This is a genomic window from Cohnella cholangitidis, from assembly GCF_014107495.1.
GTDB classification, from domain to species: domain Bacteria; phylum Bacillota; class Bacilli; order Paenibacillales; family Paenibacillaceae; genus Cohnella; species Cohnella cholangitidis.
In genome coordinates this window covers 3,179,523-3,203,403 of the sequence record NZ_CP041969.1, presented here as the reverse complement: position 1 = coordinate 3,203,403, position 23,881 = coordinate 3,179,523, and the positions used below count along the sequence as shown (strand labels likewise).

The following is a 23,881-nucleotide window of genomic DNA, read 5'->3' as shown; positions in this document are numbered from 1 at the left end:
TTTATTCTTCGAATAAATATTGCAGGTAAACCTGGAATACATCTGTAGAAGCCCCTTGCAGAAAAAGGTGCGGATCGATCATATCCGGCAAAGCGTTGACCTCAAGAATCCCCCCGTTATCGTCGTTTAGCGGAAGCCTAATATCTTTGCAGCGAATATCGATACCAGCCACGTCGACGTTCAGTGCCTTCGCCGCCTCAACGGCGACATTCTCGTTATACGGGCAAATGTCATGGGTTCGATCGGTCACGATCTCGCTGATTTCGTCCGCCATCGCGTTAACGCTTGAGAACAGCTCCACCCGAACACCTTTGCGTAAAATCGTTTGAATGGCGAAGCCTTGCTCCCGCAGATGCGCGGACAAACGCTTCGAATCGACGTTTATTTCTTGGAAGGATCCGGCGTCTCCGGCATCATTGCGTCTAAGCTGGTCCGCGTTCAACCGATGAATGAGCTCCCCGATCGTCGATCGGCCGTCGCCTTCGACGAACGCCGGTTCATACTCCAATACGCCTATCGTTTGCCCTGCTATCACCAGTACGCGATAGTCACGGCCTTCTACATACTTCTGAATCATCGCTTTCTCGCTATGAAGGCGCGCCGTCCGAATGGCCCGATCCAAGTCCTCTTCCTTGTCGATGCCGACGGTAACTCCGATGCTGCGGCTCGTATCCAGAGGCTTCACCGTCACTAGCCTGTATTTATTCATAAAATCGACGGCTTCTTCGTTCATTCGCGATACGACGATATCATCCGGCACGGGCAATCCGCGTCTTCTTAACAAGAGGTTGGAAGCTTCCTTGTTTTTCGCCAATAATCCGGCCATCAACGACATCTTGTGAGTTCTGGTCTTGTTGATAATGATGTTCTTGCCCTTATACGATAACTCTAGAAAATCTTCGCACCCCGGAATTAACGGCTTGCATGCAATCCCCATTTCCCTCGCTTTGTTTTGGATTAGTTTGTTATGCGCGTTCCGCACTTGATGTTGGCTCACTGCATCTCCTCCCGGTAACAACGGTAAAACGTTACTTATTCGATTCTAATTGATAATGATACTCAATATCATTATGTATACCCATCATATGGATTGTTGTTGCGACTGTCAACATTAATCATTTTTGTATTTTTATGTAACAAGAAAAAAGCACCCGTTTCCCTAGGAAACAAAGTGCTTAGTACGTGCCTATTAGCAGTGCCTTTAATTACAACGCAATTCGTGCTTGATTTTGGGGCAAGTCGGACAGTAATCTTCGGGATCTTCCGCCGCCAAGTAATAATAACAGCACGTTTTCCGAATACGGATTGGCGCCTCTGAAGCCATGGTGGCCACTTTGGGACTGTTGAATCTGGCTAACGGATTTTTCGTTTCTCCGAATAAGTGCGCCGGAGCTTCATTCAGCAAATATTCGTAATCTTCTTGTATCCGCGATTGCTGCTCGGCGTCGGCTCCCTCTCCGAATTTGTTCTCATACAGCCAATACACGTAGATGGCCGTATTTTCCCATAAAACGGCCTTCGAAATGGGGCCGATCTTCGAAAGGGAGTTCCATGCCTTGGCGATATTCTCGGCGAATATGTTGCGAATCACCTGATCCCGCCATTCCTTCCGGCCGCCCTCTGCCGGTTGAGAGACGGGCCAATCCGATAAGCGCACCTTCGGAAGCCATGCCTGGCCTTGGAAGCTGGATTCGACATGACAATTCTCGATGGAATAATCCAACCCTTTGTTAAACGCGCTCATCGCGTACAGGCTGGAAGCGATTATCAGGTAACTGTATCTCTTCGCAAAAAGCGACACTGTAGCCACGTCGGAGGAGGTTTCGAAGATGCCCTTTACCCCGCCCAAATAGGCCGAACATTTGTCATTGTTCAGCAAATCGATCGCCGGCATGGAGAACTTGCCATCCGTCGACGGTTCTATCGCCAATCGATAATCTTTAACTAAAACGTCGATTTCTTCCGGGTTATATGCCAATGCCATCGTTTTTCCTCGTTTTCTTTTCTCGCTTTCCCTGCGGGTTAACGCGTATACGATAGGACCCTTCCATTCCCGTGAGGCACGCACATCGGCGTCCCGTACAGCGGGTCCCGGATAACGTCCGATTTCATATGGAACACGGACTCGATCATACCTGCGGTCACGACTTCCTCGGGCGATCCTTGCGCGAATACCTTTTGGTCTTGGATAGCCACGATTTGGTGCGAGTACCGACAAGCCAGATTAATATCGTGGAGTACCATGACGATCGTGCGCCCTTCGCTCACGTTAAGGGAGTACAGCAAATCGAGCACTTCAATCTGATGCGTCATGTCCAAATAAGTCGTCGGTTCGTCCAGCAGCACGATATCCGTACCTTGCGCCAGCACCATCGCGATCCAAGCGCGTTGCCGTTGCCCGCCCGACAACGAATCTACCGCGCGCTCCGCGAGCTCCGTCAATCCGGTCGTCTCGAGCGCTTGACGAACGTGCCGCTCGTCTTCCTTCGACCATTGCTGCAGCCAGCTCTGGTAAGGATACCTTCCCTGCTTGACGAGTTGAAGCACAGTCAGTCCTTCCGGCGCCGTAGGACCTTGCGGCAGCAGGGCCATCCTTTTCGCGACGTCCTTCGTGGGCATCGAAACGATACTGTGGCCTTCGAGCAGCACATTGCCCTTATGCGGTTTGAGCAAGCGGGCCATCGTGCGAAGCAACGTCGATTTGCCGCAACCGTTGCTTCCGATCAGCGAGGTGACCTTGCCTTTGTCGATGGACAGATTTAAATCCCGAAAAACGAATTGATCTCCGTAGCTTATCGACAAGTCGCGAGTTTCCAATGCGTTCAAACGGCTCATCCCCTTTATTTACCATAGATTCTAAACAGCCAAAGCCTCCATGTCAACGAGAATGATAATTATTTTCAATAAGTTATTGAAAATCGTTCTCATTTTATCTAAAATAACATACGACATCCAGAATCCAATAAATAGAAATACATAGGAGGAATCACGTTGAAACGATTATTAGGCGTAATTTCGGTAGCGGCGGCGCTGTGGCTGATGACGGGTTGCGGCTCATCGCCGACATCCAACCGATATATAGAGGCTGCGGAACCCGCGATCGAGCCGACGGAAACGGCAAGCGAAGCTCCCGTTCAGACGGAGGAGGCTCAGGCGGAGCCGACGCAAACGGAGACCGTGCAGCCGGCGGAACCGACGCAGCAAGGCGAGAAAACCGAGGAGCAGCCTACGGAACAGCCGAAGGAGCCGGCCAAAAAGCAGACCAAGGCCGAGAAAGTGCAGGAAGCCAAGAAAAATAACGAATCGGTAGCCAAAGCCGTTACCGACTCGATTATGGACAACGGCGAGGATAAGACTGCCGCAAGCGGTCCGGAAGCGGAACGATTGAAAAAATCGATCGAAGGGATCCGCGGGCTTGTCAAAGACTTGAAGCAGCATGCCGAGAACGAAGACGCGGAGAAAATGAAAGAGGTATCCTCTCAAATCGTTCAAGATTGGGAAGCGATGAAAGCGGACGTTGATGCTTCCTTTCCGGATATGACCGATTTCCTGCAAGAAAAAATCGTTAAGCTGAACGAGCTGCAAGCCGCGGAAACGATCGACTCGCAAGCTATGCTTCAGCTGGATTACGAGCTATATCAGTCGTTCCGCCAGCTCGCGGACAAAGCCGGCTTGTAATCGATTGCCTTGAGCTTTTGGAAAATTATTGTTGACAGAAACGAGAAGGCCGCTTTATGATTCGTGATAATGATAATCATTATCATAACAACATTTTGAAAGGTGGATTTCTGCTCCCCATGATTAAATCATCGTTTCGTACAATGGCCTTATGCCTTTCATTGCTATTGGCAATCGCTTCCGTTCCGTTCGTCGCGGTAGCGGCCGCAACGCCGATCAAAGTCGTACTAGACGGCAAGGCGCTCAGCCTGGCTTCCCCACCGCAAGTGATCAACGGCATCACGATGGTTCCGTTCGGTCCGGTAGTATCCAATATCGGCGGCAAGCTTACTTACGATAAGGCGACCAAAAAGACAAAAGTAACAAGAGGCAAAACGACCGCGGAAATCGCGCTTAACAGCAACCAAGCAACCGTAAACGGCAAATCCGTAACGCTGGGCGCCAAAGTAGTCGCGAAAGACGGCCAGACGCTCGTTCCGCTCCAGTTCCTTGGCGATGCTTTCGGCTTGTGGGTCAACTGGAATGCCGGCGCAAAAACGGTAAGCATCGATACGAAACGTACGATCACTCACGCTATGGGCAATACGACGCTCACATCGGCTCCGAAACGCGTCGTCGTCCTGTTTAACGGCATGGTCGACATCTCGTTGACATTGGGCGTTAAACCGGTAGGCGCGGTTGAATCATGGGTTCAAGCGCCATGGTATCACTATCTGCGCGCGGACATGGGCGGCGTCAAAAACCTCGGAAGCGAGCTCCAACCGAACATCGAGGCGATCGTAGCCTTGAAGCCGGACCTCATTATCGGAGCGAAAACCCGCCACGAGAAAATTTACGGCCAACTGTCCGAAATCGCTCCTACCCTGTTCATGGACCAATTGTTCGATTGGAAAGGGAATATGGAGATGGCGGCCAAAGCGCTTAATAAGGAAGCCAAATCGACAACCTTCATTAACGATTGGAATAAACGGGTAGCGGACTTCAAGTCCAAAGTCAGCAAAAACAGCAGCCTCGCCAGCGCCGAAGTGTCGATCGTCCGCTTCCAGGAAGACAGCTCCGCGCGGTTCTACGTGACGGGCTTCGCGGGTACGATTCTTCAGGAGCTTGGTTTGAAACGGCCTAAAGCCCAGCAAGTGAAAGACAAGGTTCTCGTCAACCTTACTTCCCAAGAGCAAATCCCGTTGATGGACGGAGATATCATCTTCGACATTACTTCCAGCAACGGCGGCGGAGAAGAGTTCAAATCCCAAGAAGAATGGCAGAAAAATCCGTTGTGGAACAACCTCAAAGGCGTCAAGAACGGCAAGTACTACAAGGTGAACGATATCACTTGGAACATGTCCGGCGGCGCGACAGCCGCGAAAATGATGCTCGACGACTTGTACTTCTACTTCGACTTGTAAAAATCGTAAAAGAACGCATCGCATGAAAGAATGGGCTATCCGGCTCATTCTTTCGTGCGTCGCGGGACTGGAGTGGCAATCATGGAAAGGCTGTTCTCCGGAAACCTGGCTAAAGGTTCCGGCCTCGCCATCGGATTCATCATATTGATCGTATTCATATTCGCCAGCATGGTATACGGGGCGACGCCGATTACTTGGTCCGAGGCGTATCATTCTTTCACGCAATACGACGGCACTTCCAACGCTCATATCATCGTGCAAACTTCGCGCATGCCAAGAGCGTTCACCGCCGCCGCCATCGGAGCCTGCCTAGCCGTTGCCGGATCTCTGATCCAAGGGCTGACGAGAAACCCGCTTGCCGATCCTAGCGTGCTCGGGATCAATTTCGGCGCGTCGTTCATGATCGTATTCAGCGTGACCGTGCTATCGGTTTCTTCGTTGCCCGCGTTGACGGCCCTATCGTTCGCCGGCGCGGCGGTTGCCGCCATCGCGGTGTACTTGCTCGGCTCGCTCGGACGCGACGGGCTGACGCCTCTTAAAATCATTCTGGCGGGAGCCGCGCTCAGCGCGCTATTCTCTTCGTTCACGCAAGGGCTGCTCGTCCTTGACGAGAAAAGCTTGAGCGAGGTGATCTTCTGGCTGACCGGCTCCGTCGCGGGACGATCGCTCGAGATGCTGCAAGCGTATTGCCGCTAATGGCTTCGGCTTGCTCGCCGCGCTCTGGATCGCCAGCCACATGAACGTGCTGACGATGGGCGAAGATACGGCGCAAGGACTCGGCCAGCGAACGCTGTTCGTGAAGCTGGCCGCCGGCTTGATTATCGTGGCGCTCGCCGGCAGCTCCGTCGCGGTAGCCGGTCCGGTCGGCTTTATCGGATTGGTCGTGCCGACGATCGCCCGCCTGTTCTCCGGCAACGATTACCGTTGGATCATTCCTTATAGCGCGGTGATCGGCGCGATCCTTCTTCTCGCCGCCGATATCGCGGCGCGTTTCGTCATCCAGCCGGAAGAGCTTCCGGTCGGCGTCATGACCGCGATCATCGGCATTCCGGCCTTCATTGCGATCGCCAGAAAGGGGATCGTCAAAAAGTGAAACACTATACGCACATCCGCTTCGAGAAAATTCCCGTTTCTTTTTTTCTCCATAAGAAAACAGCGGTGCTCACGATCGCGCTTGCCGCCGCCAGCGTTGTTGCGTTTCTGGTAAGCCTCTCCCTCGGAGACGGAGACATGCGCATTCATCCCTTGGACGTTATCAGAGCGATGTTCGGGAACGGCACCGAAGAACACAGACTGGTCGTTCAAAGACTCCGCCTTCCGAGAATCATCGCCGCGTTCCTCGTCGGTGCCGCGCTGGCGGTTGCCGGAGCCATCTTGCAGGGAATCATTCGCAATCCTCTGGCTTCCCCCGACATTATCGGCATTACGAGCGGCGCTTCCCTTGCGGCGGTTGCTTTCATCACCTATCTAGCGGGGACGGTCAGCATCGTTTGGCTGCCGGTCGCGGCGATGGTCGGGGCAGGCGTTACGTCTATCCTCATCTACTTGCTTTCGTGGAAAAAAGGCGTGACGGCGATTCGTCTCGTGCTGATCGGGATCGGGATTAACTTCCTGTTGGCATCGATGACCAAAGTAATGCTTGTCATGAATCCGATGTACACATCGTCGCAAGCTTATGTATGGCTTACCGGCACGGTGTACGGCACCGATTGGAGCATCGTGTGGATGATCGTACCGTGGGTAATCGTCTTTATCCCCATCGCGTTCATCCTCGCCCGCAATGTCAACGTGCTTCAGTTAGGAGACGACATCGCGGCGGGTGCGGGAAGCGCCGTTCAACGGCAACGATTCACGCTGCTTATGGTAAGCGTGGCATTAGCCGGGGCGGCCGTAGCGGTCGGCGGGGCCATCTCGTTCGTCGGACTTATCGCGCCCCATATGACCCGCAAGCTGGTTGGTCCTTCGTTCGGCGGAGTGCTGCCGGTATCGGCCTTGATCGGCGGACTCCTCGTCGTCCTCTCGGACACGGTCGCGCGAACGGCGTTCTTGCCGTACGATATTCCGGTCGGGGTGTTTACCGCCGGCGTCGGCGCTCCTTTCTTCATTTATCTGCTGTATCGCAATCGGAATTCTTAAGCCTTGGGCACGTCGTTTCTATCGGAAACGACGTGCTTTTTCTTGTGGCGCGTTAAGATAGATTTAAGATTTCGTTTCTTCCGCTTTAACAACTCTCCGGTATAATGTAGACAACGCTTTGGAAGGGAGTTGCTCCTATGAATAAATGGAATTCGGCCCTGCTCGCTGGCGTTCTCTTATTTACGGGATGTTCAGCTCCATTGCAAGAATCGAATCCAACGGAAAAGGTTGTGAACGTCATGGATCATCAACTGATTGCGGCGGCGGAACGCGGGGACACGGCAACCCTCCGGAAGTTGCTGGAAGAAGGCGCCGACTTGAACGTGCAGGATATGCGGGGGAGAACCGCTATCATGGCGGCGACTTATGCCGATAAACCGGATGCGGTCAGACTGTTGATCGAAGCCGGAGCGGATATCGATAAACAAGATCAACTGAAGAACAATCCTTTCCTCTATTCGGGAGCCGAAGGACTTCTGGACATCCTGAAGCTGCTGATCGAAGCCAAAGCGGACACGAAGCTGACCAACCGCTACGGCGGCAATGCGCTCATTCCCGCCGCGGAGAAAGGCCATGTAGAAAATGTAAGGACGCTGCTCGAGGCAACGGACGTTAACGTAAACCATGTCAACAATCTAGGCTGGACGGCGTTGCTTGAAGCGGTAATCTTAAGCGACGGCGGAGAGAAGCACCAGCAGATCGTCCGATTGCTCATCGAACACGGCGCCGACGTGAACATCGCCGATAACGACGGGGTTACTCCGCTTCAGCATGCCAAGCGGCAAGGATTCATGGAAATCGGACATATGCTGATGGTCGCGGGCGGAAGTTAAGAGATAATCGTTTTTTAAATAAAAGAGCAGGGTTCCTGTCGAACGAAGTCGAATAATCTATTTATTCCAACTTCTACTAAAGAGACAGGAGATTTCCCATGCTTCATCCTACTACTCTTCGCTCTATTCTTCGAACTCGCATTTTTTACATTCTGCTAGCGTTAATCCTTCTCGTTGCGGCATCGTTCCCGGTAGCTGTCGACGACGCTTCCGCGGCTTCCTCTTCGGCGACTATCGTAAATCCGAAGCAAGTCTACACATATGAAATCATGACGAGAAACATACAAACGCTATCGAAACGATATCCCGATCTTATCCGATACAGTTCGGCGGGCAAAAGCGAGTACAATCGCGAGATATGGGTGATGGAGGTTGGCCGCGGACCGATAAACGTATTGCTTAACGGCTCTCATCATGCGAGGGAGTGGATATCTACTATTCTGCTTATGAGGATGGCGGAACACATCGCCGTTAGCGATCGCAAGGACGCGCAATGGGGAAAATACCGGATTCGCGATTTGCTGGACCACGTCACTTTTCAGATCGTGCCCATGGTCAACCCCGACGGCGTAACGCTGCAGCAGAAAGGACTCGATGCCTTTCCGCAAAAAGACCATGCCGCATTGTTGAAGATGAACAAGGGAAGCCGCGACTTCAAACGCTGGAAAGGCAACGCCAAAGGCGTGGATTTGAACCGGCAGTACCCTGCCGATTGGGAGCGTATCAACGACCCGGCGCCTGCTCCCCATTACATGAATTACAAAGGGAAAAAGCCGCTCGAGGCCAAAGAAGCGCAAACGATGTTCAAGTTGGCGAATAACATGAAGCCCGCGATAGCCGTGTCCTATCATTCTTCCGGGGAAATCCTATATTGGAATTACAAAACACCGAAGGAAAACCTGCAACGCGACCTTACGCTCGCGACCGCCTATTCCCGCATGACCGGCTATCGGGTGGTCAAACCCGCGGCCCGGCCGTCGGGCGGCGGATTTACGGACTGGTTCATCCAGCAATTCGGACATCCCGGACTGACACCCGAGCTTAGTCCGTCCATCGGAGAACGAAGCGTACCGTTATCGAATTGGGACCGAATCTGGAGATTGCACGAGGATGTCGCCTGGTTGCTAGGCACGACGGCCGTCCAGATCGAGACGGACAAACACGAAGCGGCGGCAGCGCCAGGGTGGGTTGAGTTGACCAAGAAAACTACCGCCTACCAATGGCCGCTATTGAAATCCGAAACATTCGGCAGTCTGCCTATCGGCAATTATGAGGTCACGCGCTCGAAGGGCAGTTGGTTGGAGATCGAATCCGAGGACGAGAGTCTGCGGTGGATATCGGGGCTTAATAGCCGCAAAATGACTCCCGAGGAGGTCGATGAGCTTACGAAAGCTCCGGAAGAACCTTCTCTACCCGAAGATGAACAACCACAACAAACGACCCCTCCCGTTGAACCGGAAGGGGTACAATAAGCAGTTATTGCAGGGGGAATCTTTACCTAACCCCCTGCTTTTTTTTGCATACTACGCTTTGCCATCCCATTCTTGATAAAACCGTTCTACGTATTGCTCCATGTAACGATGTCTCTCCTCGGCTATTCGTCTAGCCGACGGCGTATTAATCCGATCCTTCAGCCTGAGAAGCTTCTCATGAAAATGATTTATGGCCGTGCTCTTACCCTGCCGATATTCCGCGGGAGTCATGGAATCGCGAGGCGGCACCTGCGGGTCATGAATCGGATCGCCTTTCCATCCGGCATAGAGGAACGTTCTCGCAATCGCTATCGCGCCGATCGCGTCGAGCCGATCCGCATCCTGTACCGCTTTCCCTTCCAATGTGCGCATTGGCGGATTGGCTCCGGCATTGTAGGACATGGTCGAGATAATTTCCATAATGTGCAGGCGGTCCTCTTCTGCCATCGGCTGTTCCTCAAGCCAATCCTTCACTTTGCGAAGTCCGCTCTCCTTCGAATCATTAAGCTTCTCGTCCGCAATGTCGTGCAGAAGCGCAGCCATCGCGCAAATGAAACAATCCGCGCCTTCTTCGCGAGCCAGCCGATCCGCCAACTGCACAACGCGATGAATATGCCACCAGTCGTGGCCGGTCGGATCGTTTTCTAACTCCGCCTTGCAGAATCGTTCCGCCGCGCTTACGATTTCTGCCTGTCCGTCTAATATACGATCCACTTTTTCCTACACATCCTTATGCCGTGAAATTTTGCCGGATATCTCCTTAATGTAGCATGCGGAAAAATGTTCGACGCAGAGGCCGTGCTCCCCTGCTTCGCTCGGAAACAAAAATGCAGAGCTGCGGCGTTCAACCCGCCATGCTCTGCATTTCAATGGTTTGATGTTATACGTTCGAGGTTTCGTTTTCAATAATGATGCTTTGCAGCGTTAGATTAACCGGATTCGCTAGCGTATCTCCGACCGGACATTTGCTCTCCAAAAATCGGACGAACTCGTCCACCTTTTCCTTCGGCGAATCGGTTTTAATCCGGAACGTGTATCGGATATCCGAATAACCCGGACGAACCGCGGATCTGTCGAAGAATCCATCGAGATCCAGATCCCCTTCGACTTCGACGACAAAATCATCGAGCTTCACGCCGAACTTAGGGGCGTAGACCCTGGCCACGATGGATTGGCATGCGCCCAGCGACGCTAACAGAGCTTCGACCGGATTCATGCCGGTATCCGTTCCTCCCAGACTCTTCGGTTCATCGATAATGAGTTCGAAATTTCTAGCCTTTGTTTTCACTTTAACCCCGTCTTGCAAATGCGCGGTCGCTTTGAAGGTTTGAACAGCAGCCATATCGCAATCTCCTTTGCCGATTAAATGTATTTACAGCCTCTACAATAATTCACACTTATCCAATTGGTATTATAAGTATTATAGATTTGGCATAGAGCGCTGTCAACATATTCCATCCATCGGCAACCCTGTCGCAACCCTTTTACACGCCTATTCCTCCCAGCGGCGCAGCGGAACGGGGCTTACATTCGCGATCAAGGACCTGCAACGCTGAATGAGCGCCTGAACGTTCTCGTTCTTGAGCGAATCGGCGTGGGCTTCGGCATCCGTCCATACCTCGAAGATCCAGATCGCATCCGGCTCGTCTTCCGACTCGTTGAGAATATATAGCAGACAGCCATCCATTCCCTTCATCGTATCAGACTCCAGCATTATACGCGCGAGCTCGTCCCTCTTGCCGGGGTGAGCGATTAGTTTGCCGTACATGACGAATTTATTCATCTCTCTCATCCTTTCGTTCCCTCGTTGATTTTCGATGCCATTGCCTCGTAATGTTCGGAGACCCGTCTGCTTACTTCCGCTAATCTATCGACAAGAACGGTCGACTCGACGTCCAGCGACGCCCCGTAAGGGAGAAGAAAATAGGGCACGAACGTGCGCAAAGATTCCTCTCCCAGCCGGAAAACCGCCATCCCCGCCTCCCGTTCCGAGAGAGCGTGACCGAATAACCAATGTCTGCACAATTCGTTCAGAACCTGCTCCTGTCCCCTAATCCGGACGGTTACGAGCGACTGGTCGTTCAGCGCCCCGGGAAGCAGATTTCCCATGAGGAAATCTTTGGCGGAAAAGAACTCCGGCCGTTCAAACCTGCGATCGGTCGCGAGCAGCCTCTCGATGCGGTCGACGCGGAAGCTGCGCCGATCCCGGCGTAAATGGCAATAGCCGACGGTATACCAATTGCCCTTCCAGAAGACGATGCCGTAAGGATCGAATAGGCGCGGCGGGGAAGGTTCCCCCTTGCCCCGGTCATACTCCATCTCGATCGTCACGCCTTGCCCTGTCGCATCCTCCAGCACTTGAAGATAATCCTTGTACTTGCCGTCGATTGGAGGCGAAATGACCGATAAGCCGCCTCCGTGCCGCTCCAGTTGATCCAATTGCTTCTCGTTGGTGTATCTTTTCAATTTGTCGACGGCCCGATCAAGCGCATCCGTATGCGGATAACCCGCTTCCTTGGCGAAGATGGACGCGTGTATAAGCGCCTTCTGTTCCTCCAAGCCGAATAGCAACGGCGATTCCGCGAATCGGCCGAGTATCCGGTATCCCCCGTTGGGCCCCGAATCCGCGATGATGGGAACCCCGCTGGCACACAAGGAGTCTATGCACCGGTACACGGTTCGAACGTGGATTTCAAGCTCTTCGGCCAACTGCCCCGCCGTCATTCTCCTGCCGGAACGCAGCATCCATAGAATCGACAACATATTGTCCGCCTTGGTCATACTCCGAACCTTCCTTCATGGATCGCGTCTGGAAATCGCCTCCATTGTATTCCATTCAGGCAAGCGGTGCTAGTCCTTTATCGATCCAATCGTCGTAAATCGGCCCGTAAATCTCCGGCGGTCGAAGGCCGGCCTGTATAACCAACACGGTTAATTGTCCGCGATGATGAGCCTGGTGCATGACCGTAAACCTTAAAGAGTCGCCGTTCCCCCATTCCTGCCCCATTATCGTTTGCTTTTCCCGAAGGCTGTCATCGTTCCACTTCGCCCGAACGGCCTGAGATAGGGAGAGGCTGAGCTTGCGGTATTGCTCGGCAATTCGCGCAGCGGATTCGGGCGTGCTCCCGTCGTCAGCCTCGTCCGAACCTTCGATATTCAGACCCAACGAAGACATATAACGGACGGACGTAACCAGATGCCAAGCGAGCTGTCCCAGCGTACGGCGTCCGGGTCCGATCGGCTGCGGCAACGATTCGTCCGTTAACCCGTCGAGCAGCTTCTGCGTCAACCGAGCCTCGCTCTCCCACTCCGCCGCAAAATCGTTAATCGTCGTATACATTTCTTTTCCTCCCGGCTTAATTGTCTCTTACACGAAGGAGTATAACCCGGTATCACTGACAGAATCGGTCAGTAATAGAAGGCGGTTGGAAGAGAAACTCCCAAAGATATAACCAGGATCTATATCTTTAGTTAGTCTTGCGCGAAAGTCGGATCTGCTAAAATCAAATCGACGTTCGGAAAGGATGATCGAAAGGGAGAATGACTTTGAAAAAAATATTGGCATTTGTAATCGTGATCTTGTTGTCCGGCATAGGCGTTCATGCGATGGCAAAAAGTGATTATAAGAAGATCGGCATTGAAATCGATGGCAAGAAGCTTGATGTCGAAGCTTACTCGGTAGACGGCAGCACGATGGTGCCGCTGCGGGCCATCTTCGAAAAACTGCAAGCCGAGGTCAAATGGGAGCAGTCTTCCCAATCCATTACGGCCAAGAAAGGTTCAACAACCGTTAAACTTCGTCTCAACGACACCTCCGCGCAAGTGAATGACAAATCCGTGACGTTGGAAGTTCCGCCAATGGATATCAAATCGTCTACGTTTGTCCCGCTGCGGTTCGTTTCAGAAGCTCTTGGCGCTCAGGTCGCCTATGACTCCAAACGGCAAATCGTTGCGATTCAAACGACTGCCAACGGGAATGCCAACTCCAACTCAAATTCCAATTCCAACACTAATTCCAATTCGACTTCCAATCCTAAGCCAAGCGCTAAAGCCGAACCTTTCGTCGTGAAAGGGCGCGCTACGGACAGACAAGGCAAACCGCTCGCAGGCGTAGAGATTATTGCGGAAAACCAACTAGAGCGCAAAAGCAAGCTTACGACGATTACCGACGAGGATGGCTACTATCAGATCGATTTGCCGGAAATCAATACGACTTGGTACATGGTCAGTTATTATGAACACAAATTTGAAGGCCAGATCTACGAGTTTAATCTGACTTCCGTTATTGACCAGTCGTTCGGAGCTAAAAAAGGAGCCGTAAGGGACTTTCTCTGGGACGATATTACAGGCAGTGTCGCTATCGGTATATTCGATTATCCCGAAAACCCGGATTGGCCCGATTTCTCTCTCGATGACGTCGAGTTGACGCTAACCCCGCTCACGCCTTTGATCGACGGCACGAAAGGGAAAGCGATTACGGAGATTAGTTCGCTCTTTACGGACGGGACCTCCCCAGGTCTGAAGTCGGTACCGATCGCCAAATACGAGATCACGGCCAGATGGGTGCCTGACGGAATAGACCCCGTTCCGATGGTTGTTGCCGACTACGGGTCGGACAAATATGCCGACTCTTTCGTTACCGCAAACTTCGAGTCTGTCTCTGGGACGAAAAAACGGGTAGCGATCAGGGTGGCCTTTCCGCAATAACGAAAAAACCTTCCAAAACCGCCGAAATGCGGTATTGGAAGGTTTTTTTGTTGCCGGCGGGACAACTCTCGAAAAACTTTTTCCCAAACTTTTCTAAAATGTAGTTGACTACGCAACTAAATGGCGATATATTAGTTGTGCGCGCAACTAAAATAATCGTTTGGAGGAATAAAAAATGGTCGTAACAAGCATTAGCCGGGATGAAATCAATAGCAAGCTTAACAAAGGCGAGAAAATCATTCTCGTAGAAGCCCTTCCGAAGAAATATTACGACGATATGCATTTGCCGGGAGCCATCAACATCCCGCATGACGAAGTGGATCGACTCGCACCGCAGCTGCTTCCCGATCGGTCGGCGGAGATCATCGTCTATTGCGCCAGCTTGCCGTGCCCGAACTCCGAAATCGCGGCAAAACGCCTTATGACGCTCGGCTACTCTAACGTCAAAGAATATCGCGAAGGCAAACAAGACTGGCATGAGGCCGGACTGCCCGTCGTGGAGCAGCCCCGGTAAGTATCGAACATGGAGTTAACGATCTCGAGAAAATAAAGAGATGGCGGTATGATGGGGACTCCTCCTATACCGTCATTTCTTTATTTCGATAAATCTATTGCGGACACCGGATATTGTTGCACCGACAACTAAAACAGCCTATAGTTAGAGTATTACATCGTTCGGAGTGATTATCGTGGACAGGGTTAGCGAAGACGAACTTTCCGCCTGGCGTTATTTCATTAAATCTCATGCCAAAATCATAGAAAGCATCGAGCAGGATTTAGCCGAGCAGAAGCGAGTCCCGCTTACGACCTACGATGTCTTGATTGCCTTGTTCGAATCGCCGGAACGCAAGCTGCGGCTGGGAGACCTGAACAAGAAAGTCATTCTGAGCAAGAGCGGACTGACAAGGATGTTGGACAGGTTAGAGAAAGAAGGATTGCTGCAACGGGAAAAGAGCGCGGAAGACCGCCGGGGAGCCTACGCCATACTTACGGCAGCCGGCGAATCCGAGCTGCGGAGGGCTTGGCCTGTATACGCGAAAGGCATAAAGAAATATTTTGCTTTGCCGGTTTCCGAAGAGGACAGGCAGACGTTGCGGAAAATATTAGAAACGTTGTATTTCGCCCAAGATAACGAGCGTAGCGATAATGTCTAGCATATAGCGAACGACGTAAAATCCAGAACGTTCATCCCGCGTATTCGTATCCGCGTAATAGTACCGCATAAAAAGGCATACGCGGTTGCACCCAGTATGGGGCCGCGTATGCCTTTTAATTGATATCGAACCGCCGCACAATTAACTAAGCCAACGTCTTGCCCAACGCATCCAGCATCTCGTTCGTACCGTGCTCGCGCACTTCCGGGGTATCCAAGCCGTCGAAGAACGCTCCTTGCTCGGTGAAGACCAATGTCGTGCCGCCTTCTACCGGAATAAGCTCGATCGTGGCGATCGAGACGGAGATACGCACGCCGTCCGAATCCAGTGTATAGGTATAGACAATACGCTGCCCCGGTACGATCTCCTGGTATACGGCGTCGAAGACGAAAACCGGACCTTCGGGCGGTCCGCCGCTGCTGTACTCTCGTCCTCCGACCTGAAAATCGAAGACGTCCGCTTTCGAGAACCACTTGGCTTTGGCCTCCGGGTCGGCCCATGCTTGAAATACCCGCTCAGGCGGGGCAGCATAAGTCTTCTCGACAACAAAGGTCGCGTGCTTGACGAATCGTTCTTTCATGGATTTTCCTCCTTGGATTTCGGCGTGTCGCTCTCTCCGGTAAATAAGTCGTCCAGCTTGTCCAGTCTGCGCTCCCAAATCGTCCGCCGTTCGATAACCGGCTTCTCGAATTCCATTTTCATCGCTTGCAGAAGATTGGTAAAATCATCGACGGTTAAGGAAGCTTTGCCCAGCATGAGCTTGGACACATGTTCAAGCTGCTCCAGAAGCTTCTGCTGCAGCTTGATCTGCTCCTTGACCCGAGCCTTCTGCAAGGAGACGATCTCGAGCGGGCTGATGCGATCCCCGGCCAAGGCGAGCTTGATCTCTTCAAGCGACAAGCCCAATTCCTTAAGCGTTAAGATCCGGTGAAGACGGGACAGGTCGGATTCATCGTATAGCCTGTGGCCGGATTCCGTCTGGCCGGACGGCGTGAACAAGCCGATCTGATCGTAAAATCGCAAAGTTCTTACAGTGAGACCCGTCAGTTGGGCGAGGTCTCCGACTTTCCACAGTTTTTGCATGCTCCATCCCTTCGTTGCCGCTAGCTTCTTACCGGTAACTTGATTATAAAACATGACGTTACGTAAGGATCAAGCAAAAAAACAAAAAAAACGCCCATTCGTGTAACGGCGAAGTAATCTGCCATTCTACGAATGAGCGTTTAGCCTTTAATCCTTCATTCCTGCATGAATGTTAGGCCGCAATCTTCTGTTCCTGCTGCACACGAGGCTGCAGCCTTCCCGTCCAGATGCAGAAGCCCGCGCCGACATAAGCGATTCCCCAGAATAAGGCGAAGTATTTATTATCTTCGATCGGGAGGAACATGCTAAGAATCATGACCACGAACAAGCCTGCCACCCAGCGCGGGAACACTTTGGCACGGAACATGAGGATGGCCATCAATAACGTGCCCCCCGTCAATCCGATCATGCCTCCCATACCGGTAATCGCTACCGCCAAGCCCTCTGGCTTAGGATCCGTCGGACTCAGCAAAAAAGCGGTAAAAACCAGTGCCGTCGTTAAGATGTTGCCGATAATAATGCCAAGCGTGCCGATGAACCCGAGAACTCCGGTTTCCCGCGATTGCACCAGATAGAACGCGATGGAGCAAACCGACATCAAGATGCAAGCGGTATAGCCGAAAGCCAATTCCTGCGCGCTGTCCGTTCCCCAGATGATCGCCGAAGGCGTCATTCCGATCCGCGCGATTCCCGCCAGCAAACAAATCATGCCCAGCCATCGTACCACTCTTGCCTCAATATTCATTCTTTATCCCGTCCTTTGGATTGATTTTCTTGCTTGCCTTCATCTTACAGGCTGCCGCATCACGGGCAACAGGGTAGAGAACACCCGATTTTCCGGGAACCCCGCGATTCCCGAAATCGGGAAATTCGGGAGCGAAATCGGGAATATGGAGCACCTATATATTCAATTCTCTCTTGCGCCGATATAATGAAAGAATGAACAAAATGAGAGCTTTACAATGGCTCGTCGGTCTCTTTTTCGCCGTTACGGCGGCACTGTATTTCAATTGCATACCCGCCTACTATGAAACGCTTCTGACGCAATGCATTTCGAACGGCTGCGGCTTATCCGTTCCTGCATTGACGCTGGATGCCGACGGGCTCTCGAAGCACGAGGTTACCCTGCTGCTTGTAGCCATCGACGTCGCCTTCACGATAGCGTTCTATTTGTCTGCGCTTATCTTGTTGTGGAAAAGCTCCCGCGAACCTCTGGGGCTATTGGCCGCCGTTGCGATGATCGCGTTCGGCACCTCTTTCCCCTCTCTCGTCATGGTCGGTTCGGCAGACGGGACATTCGCGCAACATTGGTTTCATGGCGTATCGGCGATAGGCTGGGTCACCATTTCGTTGTTCTGCTTGTTGTTTCCGAACGGATCGTTCGTTCCCTCATGGTCGAAATATCCGATGATGCTTATCGCGGCAGTGGGAGTCGTGAATTTCTTTTACCAAGGAAGCCTATGGGAGAAGCTCCATCTCCCTGTTGCCGTTCAATTCGTCTGGTATTTATCGACGACGCTTCTGCTCATCTATGCGCAATTGCGCCGGTTCAAGCGGTTCTCGTCACCCGAACAACGTCAGCAGACCAAGTGGGTCGTCTACGGAGTGACGGTGTGCTTCTTCGGGTTTGCCCTGATCAGCATTCTGTTCGACCCCTCGTTCTATAACGGCAAGGCCAACAGCTTCATCTATCTGAACGCGGTGCTGCACCTATGCCTATCGGCTCTACCGGTTACGCTAACGCTTGCCGTGCTTAGAAGACGGTTGTGGGACATTAACCCCCTCGTTAACCGAACGCTCGTCTACGGGGCGTTGACCATTTGCGTCGCGTTGCTGTACACCGCGGTCGTGCTTTATCTCGGCAATCTATTTCGCTCTTGGAACCATTTCGTTGTCTCCCTGATCGCAACGGGTCTAGTCGCGGCGGTATTCGCCCCGATCAAGGAGTGGCTTCAACGGCAAGTCAATCGGCTGATGAAAGGACGGCACGACGATCCGTACGCCGTTCTGCTCGAGCTCGGCAGCCAATTGATGCAGCCGCTTGCTCCGGACGCGATGTTAAGGGCGGTCGCTCTTCAGGTACAAGGGGCGCTTCGCCTGCCATATGTCGGAATAGCGATCGATATGGAAGGCCAAGAGACGATTATCGCCGAGGCCGGGGAGCGAAGGGACGGCCAAGATTTCCACGCTTACCCGATTATTTATCAAGGCAAGACGCTGGGCATGTTGTATGCCGCCAGTCGGTCGGCAGGAGAGGCTTTCTCCGCGGAGGACAATATTTTCCTGGAGGTGCTGCTTCGCCACGCAGGGCCGCTCGTGAACAACGCGGATATGCTGCTGGGAATGAGGCGGCTGGCCGAGGATTTGCAGGAATCGCGCGAGAAGCTCGTGCTGGCCCGGGAAGAGGAGCGCCGGCGAATCCGCAACAATCTGCACGACGATCTAGCGCCGAGATTGGCGGCTCTGGCGCTTAAAGCGGGCGCGGCCCGGAAATACGTGGATAAAGATCCGGTCATCGCGGTTACCATGCTCGATGAATTGAGCCATGTCATTCGAACGTCGGTCCGGGACATTCGTTCGCTCGTGAACGACCTGCGTCCGCCTGCGCTCGACGAGTTCGGTTTGATCGGCGCGATTCGCGCGCGGATAGACGAGATGGCTAATCCGGCGAGGCTAGGTGAGACAGAAACGGGATTAAACCGGCTCTCCTTCCAATTCGACGTCCCGCCGACGTTGCGGTAATGGGGGCTGCCGTGGAAGTAGCCGCTTACCGGATCGTGACGGAGTCGATAGTAAACGTCGTCAAGCATGCCGAAGCGGACGTCTGCAAGGTGAAACTTGAAGTTATGACGGCCGGTCGGCTATTCGTCGAAGTGACGGACGACGGCATTGGAGTCGGTGCAGTGAAACGACCGGCATGGTCGGGTTCGTCCGACGGGATCGGCCTTATCTCTATGCGAGAGCGGGCTGCCGAGATTGGCGGGGAATGCGGGGTCGAGCGGCTGGAGGGCGGCGGCACGCGAGTGTGGGCTTCCTTGCCGTTATTGTAAATCGAGAGGATGGCGCCAATGAGAATCGTCATAGCCGAGGATCATCCGATGTTTCGGAACGGGGTTCGCAGCTTGCTGGCGACGACGGAAGATTTGAAGGTCGTCGGGGAAGCGGCAAGCGGAGAAGAGGCGATCAAGCTGGCGGGCGAGTTGCTGCCCGACCTTGTGCTGATGGATATACGCATGCCCGGCATTAACGGAATCGAAGCGACCCAAGTCATTAGGGAACGTTATCCGTCCACCGAAGTCCTCATCCTCACGATGTATCGGGACGATCAATCGGTCTTCACCGCGATGCGGGTCGGAGCCAAAGGTTACGTCCTGAAGGATGCGGACGAGGATGAGCTGCTTCAGGCGATTCGCATGGTGGGAAGCGGCAGAGCCGTATTCAGCACGGGAATCGCGGAGCGGATGATGCATTATTTTGCCTCGAAGTCTTCGCCGGTCTTGGACGATTCCGCAGAGGATACCGAATCCGGGCTGGGCAAGCCGATGCTGGCATCGAATCCGGCTTTCTCCGAGCTGACGCGGCGCGAATCGGAAATCTTGGCGCGCATCGCCAGCGGGGACACCAATGCGCAAATCGCCGCTAGCCTATTCATCAGCGCCAAGACCGTCGCCAACCACGTCTCCACCATCCTCAACAAGCTTCAGGTCACGGACCGGCACGAGGCTAGGAAGCTGGTGGAGCAATCGCGCCGTACTCCTCGGAAGCGAGATTAGATTTCCGTTACCCTTCTTGATAGGTCATGCCATTATTGATTTTACCGTATTGTTCTTTCGTAATCTTCACTTGATCCGAGGATGAGGAATCCCCGCCCGCCGACTGCGTTGAAGGGACCGCGGAACTTCCCGGCGGTTCGTTCCGGCTATCGTTCCACCATGCCGTGTCTATTGAACCCTTTGACGATCAACCAAATCGGCATTCCGATCTCGAAAAGAGCTCCCGGTATATATAGAAACATTCCATTATGGCCCATAAGTTCCACTATAGCGCTGGCCGACAACGATGCATATCCAATGAGTCCTAAGACGGATAAGAATCGCGGAATGAGTTGGGACCGATACAACAAATAACAAAACAAAAGACTGTACGAACCAAGCACTATCATGGCCAGCTGAAAAGCCAGAAAGCTCCCTTCCGCCGATAACGTTCCTAGTACGTGAAAATAAGAGTCGGACGGGGATCCCGCCGCGATATACTCTTGACTTAATTTAACTGCTAATAATGGACCGATGGACCCGACGATGAGGAGTACAGCCTCGATCACCCGAAAACCAACGTAGCCTACGGCGATTTTTTCGTTATGCCGCTTCAAGATCGGGAATAGTACGATCGCGATTCCGACGACAGCGGCGGAATTCACGAATTCAAGCAATGCCCCCGCGACGACTTGGTTTTTCTTAGAATAAACATCGGCGAGATAATCCGGAGCGCTCATGATCGATTCAATCATTGCACTTCCTGAAAGATACGTAACCGTCGCAAGTAAAAAAAGTACGCCCGCAAGGGTTGCGGACTTTCTATGAGTTTCCATTTGTTCCCCTCCTTGGTATTTTGCGATCTGCAAATGGTTGAACCGAACGATTCGCGTCGATTCACACGCATTATATCTTCAGTACGATTTGATCGCATAGATACTTAAGTAGGGTTTAACGGACCGTCACTGAAGCACCGGTACTTTACTTCGATCGCGAATGACAAGGAACGCTATCAGGCATGCGCTAACCACGAACACGCCGAAGCTGGTCCACTGTCCGGCCGTCCAATGAAACGCGTAGCGCGGCGAATCTCCCCGCAGCCATTCCAGATGAAATCGCCCGAACGAGTATAGGATATTATAGACCAGGAAGAGCACTCCGGGTGACCACTTCCTGCTCCTCAACAGGAGCAGCGACACGAATACGATCAAATCCCACTGACCCTCCCATATTTCCGCCGGCCACAGCGGCTGCGAGCCGTAAACGTCGTAAGCCATCGTGCCTTCCGGGTAGACGATTCCGAAGCCCGAGCCGGTCGGCGAGCCGTACGCGTCTCCGTTCAGAAAACAGGCAATTCTTCCGACCGACTGCCCCAATACGATTGCCGGAGCCAGGATATCGGCCAACTGCCAGAATGACAAACGGTGCTTCTTCGCGTAAATAACCATAGCGACGAATCCGCCGATCAACGCTCCTTGGATCGCGATCCCGCCATTCCAGATATATACGATTTCCGTTAGATGCTTCGAATAATAGTCCCATTGAAAAAAGAAAACGTGCCAGATACGCGCCGACACGATCGCGCCGACGAACAGATAGGGCACCATGTTCGCGATATGCTCCCGGTACGGAGTTCCCGCAGCCAAGTAACGGGCTACCCCAAGCGCCAGTAGCACGGCTATAGCCACGACGACTCCGTAAGAATGGACATGAAAATCTCCAATCGTAAATAAAATAACTCTCATTCTCTTACCCTCCTAGATGGTTTGTCTTCATTTTTAGCCGCCATCATCATACTACACGCTGTAGTATGATTGCTTAAAAAAAGGGGGATTAAGAATCCCCGCCCAACATTAAGAGCAGCAACAGCGAAAAGGATGCAAGCAACGGTCTAAGTACCGCTACTTTTACCTTCACCGTCTTGTCAGGCTCCAGAACCTGCATGATTCGATAATGCATCGTCGTCGCGAAGTGAACGGCAGCCGCGGGTTGCCGCACTTTCCCCCACTTCGACAACTTTAAGAGAACGTTGGCCAGATGCAACTCCGTCCCCATCCGACGGATCGCGAAACGATCGGCAAGCAGTTCCGTCCATGTCTGATAGTAGCGGAAGATCGGCTTCATTATCGGCCAATACCCGAATGCATCCGTCAGCAGCGTCATCAGGAACATCTTCGCATTATCCCGATTGCGGCAATGATGCCACTCGTGCAGCAGAATCGCCTTTACTTCATTTTCGCTGAAATAATCGATAACCGCGGTCGAGACAACGATTTTCGGCTTCCGCATACCTATCGCCAGCGCAACGAACGCATCGTCTTTCACGACGATGATTTCCGTTCCCAAACCGCGGTACTTGAAGTTAAGACGCTTCGTCAGTTTGTCGTGCTCGCCGGCGCAAAACCGCCTATGCCATTTTCGCGATAAATACGTCTGCGCAATGATCCGCCAGACCGCTTTTGCGAGCGTGAACCCGATAATTACATCGATGACGATATAAGTCGCGACTGTGCCGCGCAGCCCGCCGTCTCCCAGTTGATGAGCGACGAACAGCCCCATCTGCACGCTGACAAAAGCAATAAACGCGACCGTCAACGCATAGATCCACTTCAGCTTAACCGGAGGGTTCATCCTTTTTTTCCTCTTTTGATTTCGCTTAATTTGCGTTCCAGCTTCGCGATCGTCTCCTGATCGACATCGTCGAGCGCATCGATCATGTGGCTCACGACCAAGCTTCCATACTCTTGAATAAGTCCTTGCGACACTTCTTTCGTCTGTTCCGAGAGAAACTGTTCCCTCGTTTGCACGGTGCTGAACCGCGCGGCTTGGGTTCTGCCTGTCCCGGTCTGAACTTTCGACAGATGGCCTTTGTCCAGCAGCCGGTTCATCACCGTCATTACGGCATTAACCGAAATCGGATTGCCCTGGTTAAGGATCGACTGCACATCCTTGATGCTCAACCCGTCGGAAGACCAGAGAATATCCATGATCTTAGCTTCGAGCGGACCGAAAAAGCGATTCAGTCCTTCTCCGCTCACGTTCAGTTTTTTAATTTTCATGCCATCACATCCTTACATACTACACAGTGTAGTATGTTTCCCCGAGGAATGTCAATCTCAGGGCTTCATATCCACCTCTTCGTTTTCCATCCTTTATCGCAACGACATGCCAATTCGTGCTATTGTTAGTGTGAGTAATGGCTCTATTTTCGGGAACAAATCCATTGGAAAACCGTGAAGAAAGGGCGCTATCTCCTGCACGGCGGCTAATTCTGCGAACAAGTCTATTATTGCGCCCAGGGGCTGGTTCGCATGTATTACGAGAACGAATACGGAACCGAGCACATCAAAAGCTTCATAACGGAAGGGCAGTTTTTCACCGACTACCGGTCTTTCCTGACCGATACGCCTTCCTTCTTATCCATTCAAGCCTTGGAAGACACGAGCTGCGCCCTGTTCACCAAACAGACGGTGGAGCGTTTGTACGAGCGCCATATCTGCTGGGAACGGTGTCGTTAAGCCGGATCAGAAGCAAGCTGTCGGGTCAAGCGACGAATACCTGACGCAGCCATAAACCTTCAAATAAATGATTAAAGCAATTGACGGATTATGAATACAAACCACTCTAATACCAAGCCAAAACCGGATGAACATTAGCATTTGC

At 52.6% G+C, this 23,881-nt stretch carries 26 protein-coding genes and 2 pseudogenes; 13 read left to right on the top strand and 15 right to left on the bottom strand.

Annotated elements, in window-relative coordinates:
• Position 1: 1 nt before the first annotated feature.
• From FPL14_RS15165 to FPL14_RS15155, 3 genes are all read right to left on the bottom strand, one after another.
• Positions 2-997 carry an ATP-grasp domain-containing protein gene (locus tag FPL14_RS15165; RefSeq protein ID WP_182303768.1) on the bottom strand — a complete coding sequence of 332 codons (996 nt, stop codon included), beginning with the start codon at positions 995-997 and terminating at the stop codon, positions 2-4.
• Positions 998-1,201: 204 nt separating this feature from the next.
• Entirely contained in the window at positions 1,202-1,984 is a 783-nt protein-coding gene (locus FPL14_RS15160) for an IucA/IucC family C-terminal-domain containing protein (protein WP_182303767.1), read from the bottom strand.
• Positions 1,985-2,022: 38 nt separating this feature from the next.
• Positions 2,023-2,826: an ABC transporter ATP-binding protein gene (locus tag FPL14_RS15155; protein ID WP_182303766.1), complete on the bottom strand. Its 804-nt coding sequence runs from the start codon at positions 2,824-2,826 to the stop codon at positions 2,023-2,025.
• 165 nt (positions 2,827-2,991) lie between these two features.
• Here FPL14_RS15155 and FPL14_RS15150 point away from each other — a divergent pair, with 165 nt between their 5' ends.
• From FPL14_RS15150 to FPL14_RS15125, 6 genes and pseudogenes are all read left to right on the top strand, one after another.
• The gene (locus FPL14_RS15150) at positions 2,992-3,678 is read left to right on the top strand and encodes a hypothetical protein (RefSeq protein WP_182303765.1); all 687 of its coding nucleotides are present in this window, start codon (positions 2,992-2,994) and stop codon (positions 3,676-3,678) included.
• Positions 3,679-3,797: 119 nt separating this feature from the next.
• Positions 3,798-5,081 carry a stalk domain-containing protein gene (locus FPL14_RS15145; protein ID WP_182303764.1) on the top strand — a complete coding sequence of 428 codons (1,284 nt, stop codon included), beginning with the start codon at positions 3,798-3,800 and terminating at the stop codon, positions 5,079-5,081.
• A gap of 81 nt (positions 5,082-5,162) precedes the next feature.
• Positions 5,163-6,174, top strand: a pseudogene (locus FPL14_RS30785) (FecCD family ABC transporter permease).
• Complete coding sequence (locus tag FPL14_RS15135) at positions 6,171-7,217, top strand: FecCD family ABC transporter permease (protein ID WP_182303763.1); 1,047 nt, start codon at positions 6,171-6,173, stop codon at positions 7,215-7,217. Before FPL14_RS30785 ends, FPL14_RS15135 begins: the two are co-directional and overlap by 4 nt.
• 137 nt (positions 7,218-7,354) lie before the next feature.
• On the top strand, positions 7,355-8,050 hold the full coding sequence (locus FPL14_RS15130; RefSeq protein ID WP_182303762.1) for an ankyrin repeat domain-containing protein: 696 nt from the start codon (positions 7,355-7,357) through the stop codon (positions 8,048-8,050).
• 98 nt (positions 8,051-8,148) lie between these two features.
• Positions 8,149-9,522: a M14 family zinc carboxypeptidase gene (locus FPL14_RS15125; protein WP_182303761.1), complete on the top strand. Its 1,374-nt coding sequence runs from the start codon at positions 8,149-8,151 to the stop codon at positions 9,520-9,522.
• Between the two features lie 51 nt (positions 9,523-9,573).
• Here the strand turns inward: FPL14_RS15125 and FPL14_RS15120 are convergent, their stop codons facing one another.
• From FPL14_RS15120 to FPL14_RS15100, 5 genes are all read right to left on the bottom strand, one after another.
• A complete protein-coding gene (locus FPL14_RS15120) occupies positions 9,574-10,236 on the bottom strand; it encodes an HD domain-containing protein (RefSeq protein ID WP_182303760.1) in 663 nt (220 codons plus the stop codon).
• A 166-nt stretch (positions 10,237-10,402) separates the two neighbouring features.
• Positions 10,403-10,864, bottom strand: coding sequence for an OsmC family protein (locus FPL14_RS15115; RefSeq protein ID WP_182303759.1), 462 nt, complete (start codon positions 10,862-10,864; stop codon positions 10,403-10,405).
• A 150-nt stretch (positions 10,865-11,014) separates the two neighbouring features.
• Entirely contained in the window at positions 11,015-11,305 is a 291-nt protein-coding gene (locus tag FPL14_RS15110; protein ID WP_229263922.1) for a putative quinol monooxygenase, read from the bottom strand.
• Between the two features lie 5 nt (positions 11,306-11,310).
• Positions 11,311-12,303: a helix-turn-helix transcriptional regulator gene (locus FPL14_RS15105; RefSeq protein ID WP_182303758.1), complete on the bottom strand. Its 993-nt coding sequence runs from the start codon at positions 12,301-12,303 to the stop codon at positions 11,311-11,313.
• A gap of 55 nt (positions 12,304-12,358) precedes the next feature.
• Complete coding sequence (locus FPL14_RS15100) at positions 12,359-12,862, bottom strand: DinB family protein (RefSeq protein ID WP_182303757.1); 504 nt, start codon at positions 12,860-12,862, stop codon at positions 12,359-12,361.
• A gap of 206 nt (positions 12,863-13,068) precedes the next feature.
• On the opposite strand from FPL14_RS15100, the gene FPL14_RS15095 reads away from it, so the two are divergent.
• The 3 genes from FPL14_RS15095 (at position 13,069) to FPL14_RS15085 (ending at position 15,383) form a co-directional block, all read left to right on the top strand.
• A complete protein-coding gene (locus FPL14_RS15095) occupies positions 13,069-14,229 on the top strand; it encodes a stalk domain-containing protein (RefSeq protein WP_182303756.1) in 1,161 nt (386 codons plus the stop codon).
• A gap of 175 nt (positions 14,230-14,404) precedes the next feature.
• Positions 14,405-14,743 (top strand): rhodanese-like domain-containing protein, encoded by a 339-nt coding sequence (locus FPL14_RS15090; RefSeq protein ID WP_182303755.1) that lies wholly within the window; start codon positions 14,405-14,407, stop codon positions 14,741-14,743.
• Positions 14,744-14,918: 175 nt separating this feature from the next.
• Positions 14,919-15,383 (top strand): MarR family winged helix-turn-helix transcriptional regulator, encoded by a 465-nt coding sequence (locus FPL14_RS15085; protein ID WP_182303754.1) that lies wholly within the window; start codon positions 14,919-14,921, stop codon positions 15,381-15,383.
• A gap of 145 nt (positions 15,384-15,528) precedes the next feature.
• Here the strand turns inward: FPL14_RS15085 and FPL14_RS15080 are convergent, their stop codons facing one another.
• From FPL14_RS15080 to FPL14_RS15070, 3 genes are all read right to left on the bottom strand, one after another.
• Positions 15,529-15,963, bottom strand: a complete 435-nt coding sequence (locus FPL14_RS15080; protein WP_182303753.1) for an SRPBCC family protein — start codon at positions 15,961-15,963, stop codon at positions 15,529-15,531.
• On the bottom strand, positions 15,960-16,466 hold the full coding sequence (locus tag FPL14_RS15075; RefSeq protein WP_182303752.1) for a MerR family transcriptional regulator: 507 nt from the start codon (positions 16,464-16,466) through the stop codon (positions 15,960-15,962). The genes FPL14_RS15080 and FPL14_RS15075 overlap by 4 nt, the downstream gene beginning before the upstream one ends.
• Before the next feature lie 172 nt (positions 16,467-16,638).
• Positions 16,639-17,211: a hypothetical protein gene (locus FPL14_RS15070; RefSeq protein WP_182303751.1), complete on the bottom strand. Its 573-nt coding sequence runs from the start codon at positions 17,209-17,211 to the stop codon at positions 16,639-16,641.
• Positions 17,212-17,414: 203 nt separating this feature from the next.
• Between FPL14_RS15070 and FPL14_RS15065 the strand changes: the two genes are divergently transcribed.
• The 3 genes from FPL14_RS15065 to FPL14_RS15055 are packed head-to-tail and all read left to right on the top strand — an operon-like array spanning position 17,415 to position 20,239.
• Positions 17,415-19,208: a histidine kinase gene (locus FPL14_RS15065; RefSeq protein WP_182303750.1), complete on the top strand. Its 1,794-nt coding sequence runs from the start codon at positions 17,415-17,417 to the stop codon at positions 19,206-19,208.
• Positions 19,209-19,219: 11 nt separating this feature from the next.
• On the top strand, positions 19,220-19,516 hold the full coding sequence (locus tag FPL14_RS15060) for a sensor histidine kinase (protein WP_182303749.1): 297 nt from the start codon (positions 19,220-19,222) through the stop codon (positions 19,514-19,516).
• Between the two features lie 18 nt (positions 19,517-19,534).
• Positions 19,535-20,239: a response regulator gene (locus FPL14_RS15055; RefSeq protein WP_229263921.1), complete on the top strand. Its 705-nt coding sequence runs from the start codon at positions 19,535-19,537 to the stop codon at positions 20,237-20,239.
• Between the two features lie 146 nt (positions 20,240-20,385).
• Here FPL14_RS15055 and FPL14_RS15050 read toward each other — a convergent pair whose 3' ends face one another.
• The 4 genes from FPL14_RS15050 to FPL14_RS15035 form a co-directional block, all read right to left on the bottom strand.
• Positions 20,386-21,054, bottom strand: coding sequence for a DUF4386 domain-containing protein (locus FPL14_RS15050; protein ID WP_182303747.1), 669 nt, complete (start codon positions 21,052-21,054; stop codon positions 20,386-20,388).
• Between the two features lie 126 nt (positions 21,055-21,180).
• On the bottom strand, positions 21,181-21,963 hold the full coding sequence (gene lgt / locus FPL14_RS15045; RefSeq protein ID WP_182303746.1) for a prolipoprotein diacylglyceryl transferase: 783 nt from the start codon (positions 21,961-21,963) through the stop codon (positions 21,181-21,183).
• An 88-nt stretch (positions 21,964-22,051) separates the two neighbouring features.
• Positions 22,052-22,849 carry a M56 family metallopeptidase gene (locus tag FPL14_RS15040; protein ID WP_182303745.1) on the bottom strand — a complete coding sequence of 266 codons (798 nt, stop codon included), beginning with the start codon at positions 22,847-22,849 and terminating at the stop codon, positions 22,052-22,054.
• Complete coding sequence (locus FPL14_RS15035) at positions 22,846-23,277, bottom strand: BlaI/MecI/CopY family transcriptional regulator (protein ID WP_182303744.1); 432 nt, start codon at positions 23,275-23,277, stop codon at positions 22,846-22,848. Before FPL14_RS15035 ends, FPL14_RS15040 begins: the two co-directional genes overlap by 4 nt.
• A 225-nt stretch (positions 23,278-23,502) precedes the next feature.
• Here FPL14_RS15035 and FPL14_RS15030 point away from each other — a divergent pair.
• Positions 23,503-23,736 (top strand): annotated as a pseudogene (locus tag FPL14_RS15030) (Crp/Fnr family transcriptional regulator); the annotation flags it as partial.
• Between the last annotated feature and the right edge of the window lie 145 nt (positions 23,737-23,881).

Coding starts and splice junctions, on each gene's coding strand:
- FPL14_RS15160 (WP_182303767.1), bottom strand. CDS start 1,984: ATGGCATTGGCATATAACCCGGAAGAAATCGACGTTTTAGTTAAAGAT.
- FPL14_RS15145 (WP_182303764.1), top strand. CDS start 3,798: ATGATTAAATCATCGTTTCGTACAATGGCCTTATGCCTTTCATTGCTA.
- FPL14_RS15130 (WP_182303762.1), top strand. CDS start 7,355: ATGAATAAATGGAATTCGGCCCTGCTCGCTGGCGTTCTCTTATTTACG.
- FPL14_RS15125 (WP_182303761.1), top strand. CDS start 8,149: ATGCTTCATCCTACTACTCTTCGCTCTATTCTTCGAACTCGCATTTTT.
- FPL14_RS15115 (WP_182303759.1), bottom strand. CDS start 10,864: ATGGCTGCTGTTCAAACCTTCAAAGCGACCGCGCATTTGCAAGACGGG.
- FPL14_RS15110 (WP_229263922.1), bottom strand. CDS start 11,305: ATGAATAAATTCGTCATGTACGGCAAACTAATCGCTCACCCCGGCAAG.
- FPL14_RS15105 (WP_182303758.1), bottom strand. CDS start 12,303: ATGACCAAGGCGGACAATATGTTGTCGATTCTATGGATGCTGCGTTCC.
- FPL14_RS15100 (WP_182303757.1), bottom strand. CDS start 12,862: ATGTATACGACGATTAACGATTTTGCGGCGGAGTGGGAGAGCGAGGCT.
- FPL14_RS15090 (WP_182303755.1), top strand. CDS start 14,405: ATGGTCGTAACAAGCATTAGCCGGGATGAAATCAATAGCAAGCTTAAC.
- FPL14_RS15080 (WP_182303753.1), bottom strand. CDS start 15,963: ATGAAAGAACGATTCGTCAAGCACGCGACCTTTGTTGTCGAGAAGACT.
- FPL14_RS15075 (WP_182303752.1), bottom strand. CDS start 16,466: ATGCAAAAACTGTGGAAAGTCGGAGACCTCGCCCAACTGACGGGTCTC.
- FPL14_RS15070 (WP_182303751.1), bottom strand. CDS start 17,211: ATGAATATTGAGGCAAGAGTGGTACGATGGCTGGGCATGATTTGTTTG.
- FPL14_RS15065 (WP_182303750.1), top strand. CDS start 17,415: ATGAGAGCTTTACAATGGCTCGTCGGTCTCTTTTTCGCCGTTACGGCG.
- FPL14_RS15055 (WP_229263921.1), top strand. CDS start 19,535: ATGAGAATCGTCATAGCCGAGGATCATCCGATGTTTCGGAACGGGGTT.
- FPL14_RS15050 (WP_182303747.1), bottom strand. CDS start 21,054: ATGGAAACTCATAGAAAGTCCGCAACCCTTGCGGGCGTACTTTTTTTA.
- lgt (WP_182303746.1), bottom strand. CDS start 21,963: ATGAGAGTTATTTTATTTACGATTGGAGATTTTCATGTCCATTCTTAC.
- FPL14_RS15040 (WP_182303745.1), bottom strand. CDS start 22,849: ATGAACCCTCCGGTTAAGCTGAAGTGGATCTATGCGTTGACGGTCGCG.
- FPL14_RS15035 (WP_182303744.1), bottom strand. CDS start 23,277: ATGAAAATTAAAAAACTGAACGTGAGCGGAGAAGGACTGAATCGCTTT.